This window comes from Rhizobium sullae, assembly GCF_025200715.1.
In the GTDB taxonomy this organism is placed as follows: domain Bacteria; phylum Pseudomonadota; class Alphaproteobacteria; order Rhizobiales; family Rhizobiaceae; genus Rhizobium; species Rhizobium sullae.
This window is the reverse complement of the sequence record NZ_CP104144.1, coordinates 114099-128404: the sequence shown is the minus strand read 5'-3', so window position 1 is coordinate 128404 and position 14306 is coordinate 114099. Positions and strand designations below refer to the sequence as shown.

14 protein-coding genes are annotated in these 14306 nt (G+C 61.7%); 5 read left to right on the top strand and 9 right to left on the bottom strand.

What is annotated here, in order from left to right:
* Positions 1-45: 45 nt before the first annotated feature.
* Entirely contained in the window at positions 46-1227 is a 1182-nt protein-coding gene (locus tag N2599_RS21190) for a M24 family metallopeptidase (protein ID WP_027513478.1), read from the bottom strand.
* A gap of 195 nt (positions 1228-1422) precedes the next feature.
* Between N2599_RS21190 and ehuB the strand changes: the two genes are divergently transcribed.
* The 5 genes from ehuB (at position 1423) to N2599_RS21165 (ending at position 5243) form a co-directional block, all read left to right on the top strand.
* On the top strand, positions 1423-2286 hold the full coding sequence (ehuB, locus tag N2599_RS21185; RefSeq protein WP_027513477.1) for an ectoine/hydroxyectoine ABC transporter substrate-binding protein EhuB: 864 nt from the start codon (positions 1423-1425) through the stop codon (positions 2284-2286).
* A 62-nt stretch (positions 2287-2348) separates the two neighbouring features.
* The gene (ehuC, locus tag N2599_RS21180; protein ID WP_037143982.1) at positions 2349-3077 is read left to right on the top strand and encodes an ectoine/hydroxyectoine ABC transporter permease subunit EhuC; all 729 of its coding nucleotides are present in this window, start codon (positions 2349-2351) and stop codon (positions 3075-3077) included.
* Positions 3077-3727 (top strand): ectoine/hydroxyectoine ABC transporter permease subunit EhuD, encoded by a 651-nt coding sequence (ehuD, locus tag N2599_RS21175; RefSeq protein WP_037143979.1) that lies wholly within the window; start codon positions 3077-3079, stop codon positions 3725-3727. Before ehuC ends, ehuD begins: the two co-directional genes overlap by 1 nt.
* A 2-nt stretch (positions 3728-3729) precedes the next feature.
* Entirely contained in the window at positions 3730-4509 is a 780-nt protein-coding gene (gene ehuA / locus N2599_RS21170; RefSeq protein WP_027513474.1) for an ectoine/hydroxyectoine ABC transporter ATP-binding protein EhuA, read from the top strand.
* Between the two features lie 2 nt (positions 4510-4511).
* Entirely contained in the window at positions 4512-5243 is a 732-nt protein-coding gene (locus N2599_RS21165; protein ID WP_167333949.1) for a GntR family transcriptional regulator, read from the top strand.
* An 85-nt stretch (positions 5244-5328) separates the two neighbouring features.
* On the opposite strand, the gene N2599_RS21160 is transcribed toward N2599_RS21165, so the two are convergent.
* From N2599_RS21160 to N2599_RS21125, 8 genes are all read right to left on the bottom strand, one after another.
* Positions 5329-6504, bottom strand: a complete 1176-nt coding sequence (locus tag N2599_RS21160; RefSeq protein WP_084606708.1) for a mandelate racemase/muconate lactonizing enzyme family protein — start codon at positions 6502-6504, stop codon at positions 5329-5331.
* A 10-nt stretch (positions 6505-6514) separates the two neighbouring features.
* The gene (locus N2599_RS21155; RefSeq protein WP_037143975.1) at positions 6515-7426 is read right to left on the bottom strand and encodes a dihydrodipicolinate synthase family protein; all 912 of its coding nucleotides are present in this window, start codon (positions 7424-7426) and stop codon (positions 6515-6517) included.
* Positions 7423-8259, bottom strand: coding sequence for a carbohydrate ABC transporter permease (locus tag N2599_RS21150; RefSeq protein ID WP_027513471.1), 837 nt, complete (start codon positions 8257-8259; stop codon positions 7423-7425). Before N2599_RS21150 ends, N2599_RS21155 begins: the two co-directional genes overlap by 4 nt.
* A 1-nt stretch (position 8260) precedes the next feature.
* Positions 8261-9199, bottom strand: a complete 939-nt coding sequence (locus N2599_RS21145) for a carbohydrate ABC transporter permease (protein WP_051336831.1) — start codon at positions 9197-9199, stop codon at positions 8261-8263.
* 62 nt (positions 9200-9261) lie between these two features.
* Entirely contained in the window at positions 9262-10536 is a 1275-nt protein-coding gene (locus N2599_RS21140) for an ABC transporter substrate-binding protein (protein ID WP_051336830.1), read from the bottom strand.
* 53 nt (positions 10537-10589) lie between these two features.
* The gene (locus N2599_RS21135; RefSeq protein WP_027513469.1) at positions 10590-11396 is read right to left on the bottom strand and encodes an SDR family NAD(P)-dependent oxidoreductase; all 807 of its coding nucleotides are present in this window, start codon (positions 11394-11396) and stop codon (positions 10590-10592) included.
* Complete coding sequence (locus tag N2599_RS21130; RefSeq protein ID WP_027513468.1) at positions 11393-12487, bottom strand: ABC transporter ATP-binding protein; 1095 nt, start codon at positions 12485-12487, stop codon at positions 11393-11395. The genes N2599_RS21135 and N2599_RS21130 overlap by 4 nt, the downstream gene beginning before the upstream one ends.
* 29 nt (positions 12488-12516) lie before the next feature.
* On the bottom strand, positions 12517-14250 hold the full coding sequence (locus tag N2599_RS21125) for an SMP-30/gluconolactonase/LRE family protein (protein WP_027513467.1): 1734 nt from the start codon (positions 14248-14250) through the stop codon (positions 12517-12519).
* Positions 14251-14306: the final 56 nt, after the last annotated feature.

Genomic DNA, 14306 nt, shown 5'->3' with positions numbered 1-14306 from the left:
TATCCGCAATCGGCCGAATCCGGCCGAGTTGAGTTGCGGGAATATCTATTCGACGACGATCAGCTCACGCGGTGACGCACACAGCTTCTCGCCGCCCTTGTCTGTCACGACGAAGGATTCCGAAATCGCCACGCCGAAATCATCAAGCCAAACGCCCGCCATCATGTGGAAGCACATGCCAGGCTGCAGTTCCGTCCTGTCGCCCGGCCGCAGGCTTACCGTCCGCTCGCCCCAGTCCGGCGGATAGGCAAGACCGATCGGATAGCCGACCCGGCTTTCCTTTTTCAGTCCCCGGCTGCGCAGGACCGACTGCCACGCCGCCTCCACCTCCTCGGCGGTTCTGCCGGAGCGGGCCTTCTCGAGACCGGCGTCCACGCCGTCCACGATCGCATTTGCGATGTCGAGATAGACCTGCGGCGGTTTGCCAAAATGCACTGTGCGCGTGAGGGCTGCATGGTAGCGCCGCCTCACGCCGGCGATCTCGAGGATCGCAAGTCCCGATTGAGGCAACGGAGCTTCGGTCCAAGTCAGATGCGGCGTCGCCGTCCCGTCGCCGACCGGCATCAGCGGACAGATCGCGGCATAGTCTCCGCCAAGACCATCCACGCCCATGATCTGGGCATGATAGAGTTCGGCGATAACCTCATTCTGCGGGACGCCAGGATGCATCTTGCCGATCGCCCGATCCATCGCATGCGAGCAGATCGTCCCCGCCTCTCGCATCAACGCCAGCTCCGGTTCGGATTTGACCAGGCGTGCCCAGTTGACGAGGTCTCCGTTGTTGGAAAATCTCGCCCCCGGCAGGCCTTTGACGAGATGGGCATGGCAGCGCGCCGTATAATAATGTGCATCCATTTCTACTCCGATGCGCGCCCTGCCCCATCCTCTTAGGCGGACGAGTTCTGCGAGTTCATCGAAAGGATGCCCATCCGGGTTCTGCACCAGATATTCGGAAAAGGGCACAATGTTGCGCGCAGGCAGCCCGGTGGTCAGACGTGCGCTCTTCTCGTCCTGCGCCCGGCCGAACCAGATCGGCAGCTCCTCGTCGAGGTGCACAAGCACGCATTGCGGAACGTAAAAGGACCAGCCGTCGTAACCGGTGAGCCAGCTCATGTTGGCCGGATCCTGGCAGACCAGGAGATCGAAGCTCGCCCGCTCCATCCGCTGCTTCACGTCGCGAATCCGTCGGGAAAACTCCGCTTTGGTAAAAACAGATCGTCTGTTCACGACATCTCCCTTTCACCATATGGCATCGCATAGATGTGTACATCATTTTCTGCAACATGCAACATTGCTCGCTTTTATGCGGATGTGTTGCCGACTTTCTGGGTTTTCCTTGCCAAATTGCAAGACAGATGTATACTTCTTTCACCTGAAGGCATCTGCCGTCCAGGCGACCACCAAACGAAAAAAGGGGAACCCATGTTTAAAATGCTCATCTCCCGCAGGAACACTCTCAGGGCCGCCGCGCTGACGATCGCCACCGTATCTTTCGGCATCCATGCCCATGCGGAATCCACGCTCGAAAAAGCGAAGGCTGCGGGTTATATCCGCATCGGATTTGCCAACGAGTCGCCCTTCGGTTTCGCAACGCCGGATGGCAAGCTCTCCGGAGAGGCTCCGGAAGTCGCCAAGGCCGTACTCAAGAAAATGGGCATCGCCGAGGTTGACGGCGTTCTCACGGAATTCGGATCCCTCATTCCCGGCCTCAAGGCGGGGCGTTTCGACATCATCGCCGCAGGAATGTTCATCAATCCAAAACGCTGCGCCGAGATCGCGTTTTCCGAGCCCTCCTATGGCATCGGGCAGGCCATGCTGGTTGCCAAGGGCAACCCCAAGGCGATCAAGGACTATTCCACCCTTGCATCGAACAAGGATCTGAAGCTTGCCGTCATGGCCGGTGCGGTGGAAGGCGGTTACGCCAAGGACGCGGGGCTCGCGGCGGCACAGGTCGTCTCCCTACCCGACCAGTCCAGCCTCGTCGCCGCCGTTCAGTCCGGGCGAGCGGACGCCGCCGCGTTGACCGCGCTGTCGATCGCCGACATGGCCAAGAAGGCAGACGGTGTGGAGTCGACCGAACCCTTCGGCGAGGTTGCTGGTAAGTCAGTGAAAGGACATGGCGGCTTCGGATTCCGAAAGGAAGACGCCGATCTCGTGGACGCTTTCAACAAGGAACTTGCTGCCTTTTTGGGAACGCCTGAGCATATTGCACTTGTTGAGCCCCTCGGCTTCGGGAAAGGATACCTTCCGAACAAGACGACGAAGGAACTCTGCGCAGGCGAATGATGCCGTATGGCCGGCGGCGCGGCAACGCCGCCTTTCCAAATCCCCTATGACGAGGGACGCAGATGTGGATTCGTATGCTCGCCGCAATGCTTGCTGCAACGCTGCTTCTAATTTTGCTGCTTTCATTGAACGATGAATACTGGCTTTTCTTGCCAGGTCTGCTCCAAGGTGCAGTCCTGACTGTCGAGATCACGTTGCTGGCAGCCATCGTGGCGATTTTTATGGCCTTCGTCGCGGCACTCGCAAAACTCTATGCTCCCCTCCCAATACGATGGCTGTCGTCGGCATACATCGAGATATTCCGCGGAACGTCGGCACTTGTGCAGCTCTTCTGGCTCTATTTCGTGCTTCCCCAGTTCGGCGTTTCTCTCGACGCCTTTGTCGTGGCCGTTCTAGCGCTCGGCCTCAATATCGGTGCGTATGGCGCTGAAGTCGTCAGAGGTGCCATTATTTCGGTGGCACGTGGACAGTGGGAGGCATCCGTCGCGCTGAACATGTCTAGGGGACAGATGCTCCGCCGGATCATATTGCCGCAGGCCTTCGCAGCGATGATCCCGCCTTGGGGCAACCTGTTGATTGAACTCGTCAAGTCGACTTCGCTTGTTTCGTTGATCACATTGGCGGACCTGACGCTCAAGGCCCAGCAGATGAACCAGACGACGCTGAAGACCGTGCAGGTGTTCACGCTCGTCCTGCTGATCTATCTCGCCATTTCTCTGACCGTCACAATCGCTATGCGCGTTCTTGAACAACGCGCTGGGCAAGGAATGACACGCGGAAAGGCCGCCTGATGTGGGACTGGGCATTTACGTTCGAGATTCTGCCGGTACTCGGCCGGGCCGCCATCGTGACCGTCGAAGCAACCGTGCTCGGCTTTGTCATTGCCGCAACGCTCGGCCTTCTGCTCGCCTCGATAAGGCTCGCTTTCCCGCTCGCCGGCGTGGCGGTCACGGTCCTTGTTGAACTTATCCGATCGACGCCGCTGCTCATCCAGATCTTCTTTCTCTTCTTCGTGCTGCCGAAGGCCGGCATCGTGCTCGACGCGTTTACGGCGGGCGTGCTGGCGATCGGCATCCACTATGCCGCCTATTGCTCGGAAGTGTACCGGGCCGGCTTCGAGAACGTGCCCAGAGGGCAGTGGGAAGCCTCGATCGCCCTCAACCTCTCTTCCTGGCGCACGTTTCGGGATATCATTCTGCCGCAGGCTCTGCCTCCCGTGGTTCCAGCACTGGGCAACTACCTGATCGCGCTTTTCAAGGAAACACCCCTGCTCTCGGCGATCGCGGTTCTTGAACTCATGCAGACCGCAAAGATCATCGGATCGGAGACCTTCCGCTACACAGAGCCCGTCACACTCGTTGGCGTCTTCTTTTTGGGCATGAGTCTAATTTCGGCGAGCATGGTGCGACTGCTCGAATCGTGGCTCAAGTGGAGATACTAATAATGACCGACATGCCAATGGTTCGTTTCGAAAACGTCTCAAAACGGTACGGCACGTTCAGCGTTCTCGACAATCTCAATCTCGATGTCGGCTACGGCGAGAAAGTATCGATCATCGGTCCTTCCGGTTCGGGCAAGACCACCGTGCTGCGTATGCTGATGACCCTGGAATCCATCAACGACGGCGTGCTCTGGGTCGACGGGGAGCCAATGACCCATATGGAAAAAGACGGAAGGCTCGTGCCGGCAACCGCCAAGCACATACGGCGGATCAGGGCAAAGATCGGCATGGTGTTCCAGTCCTTCAATCTGTTTCCGCACATGACCGCAATGGGCAACTGCATCGAAGCTCCGATCACCGTGCTTGGAATGAAGCGCCGGGAGGCCGAAGAGCGAGCCGCCGAGCTGCTCGACATGGTGGGGCTTTCGACAAAGAAGGACCATTACCCTGCGCAACTTTCCGGGGGCCAGCAGCAGCGCGTCGCAATCGCGCGCGCGCTCGCGATGCGGCCAAAGATCATGCTGTTCGACGAAGTCACCTCCGCGCTGGACCCTGAACTTGTCGGGGAAGTTCTTCAGGTGATAAGGAAGGTCGGCACCGAACATGACCTGACCATGCTAATGGTCACCCATCAGATGGGGTTCGCCAAGGAATTCTCCGACAGGGTGTGTTTCTTCTATCAGGGCAAGATTTGCGAGCAGGGGCCCCCGGCGGAAATCTTCGGGAACCCCAAGAACGAAAGGACGAGGCAGTTTCTCAACGCTGTCTTGCAAGCGGGATAGTATTGCAAACTGAAACACCCAGCGACACGGCCAGCATCGAACCTCTTCCGTCCGGGTCGGCCCGCGAGAGGTTCGATCGCATATACTACACTCTTAGGGACCGCATCTGCCTGCTCGAATACGCGCCGAGCAGCCGCTTGTCCGAAGAAGAGCTAGCAAAGGAATTCTCCACCAGCCGCACGCCCGTGAGGCGTGTTCTGGCGAGGCTGGAATCCGAAGGACTCGTGGAATCGGTCCATGGGGTGGGCACGATCGTTACCGATCCCGACATCAACGAACTGGTGCAAATCTACCATCTTCGGATGGAACTCGCCCTTCTCATCGGCAAGCTTTCTCCCGTGCCACGTGATGCGAAGGATCTGGAACGGATCAGGTCGCTCATCGCACGATGCGATGCCGCGATGCAGAACCCGACACAGAAGGCTTTTTTGCTGCTGAACATGGCATTCTTCGCCGAGATCCGGGCCTTCACGGGGAACCTGCCGCTCAGGGAAATCAGCGAGCGGCTTTATTATCAGGTCGTGCGGGTCGTGCTGAAGATGATGCCGAAGCTCGGTTTGGCCGAAGAGTTTGCCGCCTTTCGCAGTGAAATGCAGGCGGTTCTCTCTGCAGCCGAGATAGGCGACTGGGAAGCAATCGGATACATACGCCGCGCCCATATCTCGATGAGCTTTCATCGAATAATGAACTATGCCGACAAGACGGAGCTCTCCGCAGACGCTGTTCGGACATGACGCAAGGCGCCGGGCGATCGATCGATGCCGGCGTTCGTCTCCGCGCGAGCGTGCGGCCCCGTCCATATTGTCCCGCCAGGTGCTTCTACTTGATATATTCGAAAAGACGGTCATGCGGCTCGACGCCAAGTCCGCTTCCTGTCGGTATCGTGTAATAGCCCTCCTGGCATGCCATGTCTCCGGTAACGAAATCGAGGTTTCGGTCAAAAACGGAGTGCTGGTATTCGTGATAGGGAACATTCTGAAGTGCTGACGCTGCCTGAAGGCTGGCAGCCATGAAGATGCCGATGCTGATCGAGGCATGGGGAATGACGTTCATGTGGAACGCCTGCGCCATGCGGCCGATCTGGATGAATTCCGAGATGCCGGAGTGGCCGACCTCCGGCTGGACGATGCTCATCGCCCGCGCCTCGAAGCGCGGACGGTATTCGTAAGCCGTGCGCAGCTCCTCGCCGAGCGCCAGCGGCACGCCGATGCCCTGCGCGACGCGCGCCTGTCCTTCAAGATTTTCGGGCTGGCAGGGCGCCTCGGCAAAGTAAAGATTGTAGGGCTCCAGCCTGCGGATGAGCCGGATCGCCTCCGCCGCCTCGAATTTCCAGTGCAGGTCGACCATGACGTCGACGTCCGGACCGACCGCCTCCCGCAGCGCTGCCATCTCCTTGACGATGCCTTCATCTGACACCGCCGCGGCAAACTTGATGCCCTTGTAGCCCCTGCCGATCCACTCGACGGCAATGTCGCAGCGCTCCTTGATCGTCGCGCGCGGCAGGCCCGACACATAAGCGGGGATTGCGTCGTGGCGACGCCCGCCAAGCAGCGTCGAAACGGGAACGCCGAGGCCCTTGCCGGCAAGGTCCCAGAGCGCGATGTCGACGCCCGCCAGCGCATCGAGATAGTAGCCGCCAAAAAAGCCTCTCACCCGCATCAGATCGTAAAGGTCCTCATGGATGACGACGGCGCCCGCCGGGTCGCGGCCGATGATGACGGGGCCGAGCACGTCGTCAATGATCGCCTTGGTCGCCTCCGGTGCCACGATGCCGTAGCACTCGCCCCAACCGACCCTGCCGCTCTCTCCGGTCACTTTCACCAGCAGCGTCATGTCGGCGGAAGGATAGATCGTGCGGTTGCCCTTGCGGATGAGATAGCCGCGCCCGTTGATCGCCTCGCCTTCCTTCAGCGGCCCGAGATAGGGCACCTCGCGCGGAATGGAGATGATGAAGGTTTCGACTGAAACGATCGCATCGACGATGTTCTTGCCCATGTCTTCGACCTCAGCTCGGTATGTGATGCTTATAGGGCAGATCGGCATCCGCGATCAGCGCCGCAAGCTCGGCGCGGTCGCCGTCGTCGAATTTCGGGCCTTTGCCGCGCACGAAGACATTCCTGATGACACCGCGCCGGCGCAACACCTCCTTCGTCATGTGCATGCGGAAGATCGCCTGGAAATTCAGAAGCGGCAGCGAGGCAGAATAGAGCTTTCTCGCCGTCTTCACATCGCCCTGCTGCCAGGCATGCACGAGGGCGGCATGGATGTCGGCAAGCTCGCTGGCCGGCATCGTGCCCGCCGCGCCCCTGGCGAGCTCGTCGGTGATATAGCGCCCGCCGGCACCGCCGAAGATCGCCTCGAGCGAACCGTTGGCGGCCGCCTTGATGCGGGTCAGATGCTGGCCGCAGGGAGGTGTCTCCTCCTTGATGTAGCGGATTGCCGGCACCGCGCTCGCGATCCCGGCCACCTCCTCCGGCGTCAGTCCCGCGCCGATCGGCTTCGGCTGGTTCTGCAGCATGATCGGCACGCCGGCTCCGGCGGAGACTTCCTTGAAATAGGCGATCTGGGCAGCGATGTCGTTAGCGAGATGGAGCGGCGCCATGACCATCGCAGCCGCAGCACCGATTGCGGCCGCCTGGGCGATATGGCGGGCGGCCGCTTTCGGGTCAGGGTCGCTCGCGCCGATGACGATCGGGATCCGGCCGGCGATGCGCTCGCCGAGCAGGACCACCTGACGCCGACGCTCCTCCGGCGTCAGCGTATCCACCTCGCTCGCCACGCCCGGATAGACGACGCCGTCGGAACCGCTCTCGATGGCGAAATCGATGACAGCAAGGAAATCCGGCTCGTCGATCGTGCCGTCGTTGCAAAAGGGGGTGGGAAGCACCGGGAAGGACCCGGCAAGTTTCGTGGTCATTTGACAGCTCCGGCAGTGACGCCCTGAATGAAATAGCGTTGGAGGAACATGAAGGCCGCGACGATCGGGGCCGAGACGACCAGGGATGCCGCCATGGCGCCGCCCCAGTCGGCATTGGTTTCATTGAGATAGGTAAGCAGCAGACCGGGACCGATGGTGCGCTTGTCCTCCGAGACGATCAGCGTCATCGAATAGAGCAGATCGTTCCAGCTCCACATGAAGGAATAAAGGAAGACGGTGACGATCGGCGGGATCGAGATCGGGATGACGATCGTGTGGAAGATGCGGAAGTCGCTGGCCCCATCGGCGCGCGCCGCATCGATCAGCTCGTCCGGCACCTGGCTGAAATAGCTGTAGAGCATGTAGACGGCGACCGGCAGGGCAAAGACGATGTAGCTCAGGATCAGCCCCGGCCGCGTGTCGAGCAGGCCGAAATCGGTCATGACCGGATAAATGCTGATGAGCAGCAGGCCGAAGGGGAACATCTGCGCCGAGAGCATGAAGAGCATGATCGGCTGGCGTCCGGGATAGCGGTACTTGGCGAAGCTGTATCCAGCGTAGATCGCCAGGATGGTGTTGATCGTCGCGCTCGCGCCCGAGGTGATCAGGCTGTTCAAGAGATAGAGCCCGAGCTGGCTCTCGGTCATCAGCGACCAGTAGTGGGAAAGCGTCAGGTTCCTCGGAAAGAAGGTCGGCAGGACCTGGTAGAGCTCCTCATTGGCCTTCAGCGAGGAGATGATCATCCAGTAGATCGGAAAGAACAGATAGAAGCCGATCAGCAGAATGGTGCCGCCGAAGACGAGCTTGGCCGTGCGGCTGGAAAGATCGAACATCTCAGCGCCCCTTCACTAGCATGCGGAGATAGAAATAGGCGGGCGGCAGTAGCGTCGCTACCCAGAGCACGCCCATGGCCGAGGCCATGCCGATGTCCCATTGCTCGAATGCCTTGCGATAGACGGAGATGGAGAGCACCGAGGTCGCCCGCACCGGTCCGCCACCCGTCAGTGCGAAGATCGTGTCAAAATCCTGCAGGCCGCCGATGACGCCGAGCACCACGACGACGATCAGCACCGGCCTCAGATGCGGCAGCAGGTGATCGCGCAGGATGGCGGAATTGCCGGCGCCGTCGACGCGTGCTGCGTCGATCTGCTCCTGGTCGACATTCTGCAGGCCGGCGAGGAAGAAGGCCATGAAGAGCGGGATCGATCGCCAGATGCGGGTGAGGATGACAGCGGCAAGTGCGCCCTCTGGCGTGGAAAGCCAAGCCTGCGGCACGTCGATAAGCTCAAGCTCGAGGAGCACGCCGTTGATGACGCCGAAACGGCTGTTGAAGATCCAGGCCCAGACGAAGGCGCTGACTGTACTCGGCACCACCCAGGGCATGATCGTCAGTGCGCGGATTACCCTGCGGCCCCTGAACGGCTGGTTGAGGATCAGCGCCCAGCCGAGGCCGAGCACCACCGTGCCGATCGTCGCACCTCCGACATAGACGACGGTGATGCCGAAGGACTGCCAGGTCTCCGGATCGGTGAGGATGGCCTTAAAATTCGCAAGTCCGATGAAGGTCGGCTCGATCGTCTGCAGCGTATCTTCGAAGAACGACAGGCCGAGCGCCTGGACAAACGGATAGAGGATGATGATTGAAAAGGCGATCGCCGCCGGCGCCAGCATCAGCATGCCGATGCGGCGCTGCGCCGCCTGCAACCCACCTTTGCGGGCATGCGGCGACACGGGATAGTCGAGGCGGCCAGGCGCCTGCATCACGTCGGTCATCTTCTCCTCCTGTCATGAAAGGGCAGCCGCAAGTCGGCTCGCGGCCGCCATGGCGTCGGGCCCTATTGCGCGTGGCCGGCCTTGGTCATCGACGCCTTCATGCGCGTGCTCATCGAGCTGATCGCCTCATCCGCGCTCTTCTGGCCGAGGAGGGCCGCCTGCACCTCCTGGGCCAGGATGTCGGTCAACTCGCCGCCATTGCTCCAGATGCCGACTTCGTTGCGCCGCGGATGGGTGTTGTTCTTCGCCCAGGCGCTGAGATACGCATCGCTTGCGACGACCGGGTTGGCGCGGGCGGATTTGGTGCCGGGCAGCGCGCTCTGCTCGACCGGAAATTGCGTCTCCACCGCATCGTCGCCGAGATAAGCAATGAACTGCATGTTCGCATCCTCCTTCGTCGGCGGGCTGTTCTGGGCGAAGGAGATGATCAGATGCGCCCACTGGATCGAGACCGGCGTATCACCCGCCTTTACGACCGGCACCTGCATTGGCTTGATGTTGGCGTCGAAGGCTGGCCCTTGGCCGGAGAAGCTGCGCAGGAAGGTGCGCGACTGCGGTGCATCGAGATAGAAGGCGGCAGCGCTTTGGCCCACGAGACGGCGGGCATCCGGCCGGCCGATCTCGGGTGCAACGAGCCGCTCCTTCATGAGATCGACGAGGAAGGCGAGCGCCTTGCGGCTGGCGTCGCTGTCGACCACCACCTTGCCCTCAGGATCGATGACATGTGCACCGAAGACATATTCCCAGGTCAGGAAATCGACGAGAATGTCGCTGTTGTTCTTGGTCGCCATGGCATAGGGCACCGAATTCGGCACCTTGTCGCGGATCGCGACCAGGTCGGCCTTGAATTCCTCGACTGTGGTCGGCAGGTCGGTGATGCCGGCCTTGGTCAGTGCCGCCTGGTTGGCGACCATGCCGATCGAACCGGACATCAGCGGCACGGCAAGCTGCTTGCCGTCTATCTGACCCATGGCGAGCGCCTCGGGCGCATAGATCTTTTCGAGATTTTCCTTGCCGAAGACCGTGTTGTAATCGACGAGGCCGGGCAGCTTGCTGAGCGAGGGCAACCAGCGCTCGGAAATCTGGACGACGCTCGGCAGCGTCTTGGAGCGGGCCCGCAGAAACACGTTCTTCTGCAAGTCGCCGAAGGCGGACGGGATCGGCTCTACCGTCTTACCCGTTTTGGCCGTGAAGCCCGCGATGATCTTCTCAACGGATGGCTTTGCCGATTCCTCGGCATAGCTGTAGCCCATCCAGCTCAAATCGGCGGCGCGAGCGGCCCCCATCGCGAACATGCTGACGGCGAGCGTCGCCGTGACCAGTTTCCTCATTTTCATTGTTCCTCCTCCCATTGTGGAACTGTGTTTCAACTTGCAATCGGACAAATGTTTCAGACGACGCCGCCATCGACGATGAAGGTCTGGCCGGTAACGAGCCGCGAGTCGTCGGCCGCAAGGAACAGGGCCATGCGAGCGATATCGGGCGGCAGGACATGCTCCTTGAGGCATTGCGCCTCGAGATACTCGGAAAACTTGCCCTGGTAGATGCGCTTGGCCCGCTCCACCTGGCGCTCGGTCAGCACCCAGCCGGGCGCGATGGAATTGACCCGGATGTTGCGGATGCCGACCTCGCGGGCAAGCGACTTGGTCATGCCCATGACGGCGGCTTTGGCGGTGGTGTAGAAGATCAGCCCTGCCGCGCCACGCATCCAGGAGATCGACCCCATGTTGATGATCGCCCCGCCGCCGGCTTGCGCCATGCCGTCGATCAAAGCCTGCGCCGCGAAAAACTGATGGCGCAGATTGGTCGCGAAGCGGTCGTCCCAGTATTCCGGCGTTACCTCCTCGAGCGGCAGACGATCGTCGTTGCCGGCATTGTTGACAAGGATGCGGACCGGGCCGATCTCGGCGGAAAGCTCTCCCACAGCGCGACGGAGCGCCTCGATGTTGCGAAGATCAGCAACACGGAATGCCGGCTTGTTGCCCGTCCGGTCGTCGATGGCCTTGGCGTTTTCTGCCGCCAGTTCGCCATTGAGCTCGATGAAGCCGACCTTGCAGCCTTGGGCGGCGAAATGCTCCACCAGCGAAGCGCCGATGCCGGAGCCGCCGCCGGTGATGATGACGCCCTTGCCGGCGAGGCTCGGATAGCGAGCGGCCTCGACTTGAACTTTCGCAACGAGTTCGGGATGGGTGGTCATGCAGCCTCCAGCGAGACGGGACGAGCGGAGGCAAGCGACAGACCGGCCGCGGAAAAGACATGCGCCATGCCGGGATCGGCATGGACGCCGATCGGCTCGTTGCGCTTGATCGCCTTTTCGCCGGAAAGGCGCACGACGAGCACGTCCTGCGAGCCGTCGAGAGCGACATAGGCGTAAGTGTCGGAACCGAGATGCTCGGTCATCGTTACCTTGCCGGCAAGCGAATCCGGCGCGCCGCGGGCCGTCAGGGAGATGTGTTCGGGCCGGATGCCGATCTCGGCCGGCGCTTCGGATAGCTTCGCCGCCAGGCGGATCTCGCCGCCGGATACGGCATGAACGTTGTCGGCCTTGCGGGCGCCGAGCGTCAGGAAGTTCATGCGCGGACTGCCGATGAAGCCGGCGACGAAGCGGTTGACCGGCTTGTTGTAAAGATCGAGCGGCGAGCCGACCTGCTCGACCGTGCCGCCGTTCAGCACCACGATCTTGTCGGCAAGCGTCATCGCCTCGATCTGGTCGTGCGTGACGTAGACCATGGTCGTGCCAAGCTCTTCCTTCATGCGGGCGATCTCGATGCGCATTTCCACGCGCAACGCCGCATCGAGGTTCGACAGCGGTTCGTCGAAGAGGAAGATGCGCGGTTCGCGCACGATGGCGCGGCCGATTGCGACGCGCTGGCGTTGGCCGCCGGAAAGCTGCCGTGGCTTGCGGTCGAGATAGGTCTCGATGCGCAGCACCTTGGCGGCGGCTGCCACGCGGCTGTGGATTTCCTCCTTCGGCACTCCGGCGAGCCTCAGCGCATAGCCCATGTTGCCGGCAACCGTCATATGCGGATAGAGCGCATAGGACTGGAAAACCATGGCGATGCCGCGCTTGGCCGGCGGAACGTCGTTGACGATCTCCCCGTCAATCGCCATCTGGCCGGCGGTGATCTCGTCGAGCCCGCAGATGAGCCGCAGCAGCGTCGACTTTCCGCAGCCGGAAGGGCCAACGAAGGCGACGAATTCACCATCTTCGACAGTGAGATCGATCCCCTTCAGCACGTCCACGGCACCAAAGGATTTCCTGATCCCGCTGAGTTCCAGTTTGGCCATTCATTCCTCCTCCCCAATATCAACCATTCTCAGCCGCCGAACATCGGGTCCTGCAGACCCCTGATGCCGGTATCGATGGCAAAGACGCTGCCGGAAAGCGGAGCGTCGGCAAGCTGTGCTGCCGAAAGCCGTATCCGCGCTGAAGTGACGAAAAGCGTCTGCATATCCGGGCCGCCGAAGACGCAACTCGTTGGACGCGGCACCGGCAGGTTGATCACCCGCTCCACCTTGCCGTCCGGGTCGTAGCGCGTGACGCACCAGCCGTCCCAATGGGCGCTCCACACGAAGCCTTGCGCATCGACCGTCAGCCCGTCCGGCTTGCCCTCCGCCTCCGGCACGGCAACGAAGATGCGCCGGTTGGCAATCGCGCCGGTTTCGAGATCGAAATCATAGGCATAGATCGTCTGCTTGGCCGTGTCGGTGAAGTAGAAGGTCTTGTCGTCGGGGCTCCAGCCGAGGCCGTTCGAGACGTGAAAGCCGCGATCCATCTCATGGGTGCGGCCATCCGGATCGAGACGCCAGAGACGGCCCTGGTCGGGAGAGGTGTCGATCGCCAGCGTGCCTGCCCAAAGGCGGCCCGCCCTATCGCACTTGCCGTCGTTGAAGCGATTGCCGGGTCGGTCCGCTTCGGGCCGCGAAAGTGTCGTGATCTCGCCAGAGGTAAGATCGAGGCCGCGGATCTCGCCATGCATGGCGGCGACGAAGCCGCCGCGCTTGCGCGGAATGACGAAGCCGATCAGCTCCGGCACCTGCATCGTCGTGTAGGTGCCCTTGACGGTATCGCCAGTATAGACGGCAGGTGCCAGAATATCGACGAAATAGAGCTTGTTTTCCCTCGCCGACCAGTGCGGCCCCTCGCCGAGAAACGTGCTTGCCGGGATCACGCAGCGGACATCGGAGCGATCCGGCCCGAGCGGGCGCGGCTTGACGGCGAGCGACATTGCGAATTCTCCGAAATTGCCGGATGTCCGGCGTGCGGCCTCGATCACGTCGCGTCCGAACGCGTGCAGGCGATCGACGGGAAGCCGGAAGGACGGGCCGATGATGCCGATCGCGCCGATCGGCTCGCCGCGATGGTTGAGGACCGGCGCGGCCACGGAGGAGATGCCGGTATTCTGCTCGTCAACCGAGACCGCATAGCCGCGCGCCTTCGTGAGGTCGAGCTGACGCTGCAGCTCCTCGACATCAATGATGGTGTTCGGCGTCAGCCGCTCGAGTTCGATGTCGGCAAGCAGCGCCCGGCGCTTTTCGAGCGAAAGATGAGCAAGGATCGCCTTGCCGATGCCGCTCGCATGCGGCGCGGCACGCCCGCCGACGCCGTTGTTGAGGCGGAGCGGCTGCGGCACCTCGCGCTGATCGATGTAGAGCACCATCGAGCCGTCGAGCACGCCGAGCCGGATCGCCTCGCCGGTCATGTCGCGCAGGCGCTCGAGCTCCGGCTCGGCGGCACCGCGCAGGTCGAAATTGTCCCAGACCTTGTGCGCCCATTGGAAGAGACGCGGCGCCAGGCGATAGACCTGGTCCCGGCTGTCGAAGGCGAGCAGCCGTTCGTCGACGAGAGCCTGCAGCAGGCGGTGCAGCGTGCCCTTCGGCAACTGTGTCTCGTCCAGCAGTTGGGTGAAACGCAGGCCGCGCGGCTCGGCTGAGACGGCCTCGACGATCTGGATGCCGCGCGTCAGCGCCTGAACGCCGGGAACGCCATGTCCCTCCCCGCCAACCGTATCGCGCTCGGCCGTGTCGATGCTCAGTTGCACCTTGCTCATGACGTCTCCCGCGGCGAAATCCTCTCCGCCCTTGACCGATCGAATATCTTGGAACT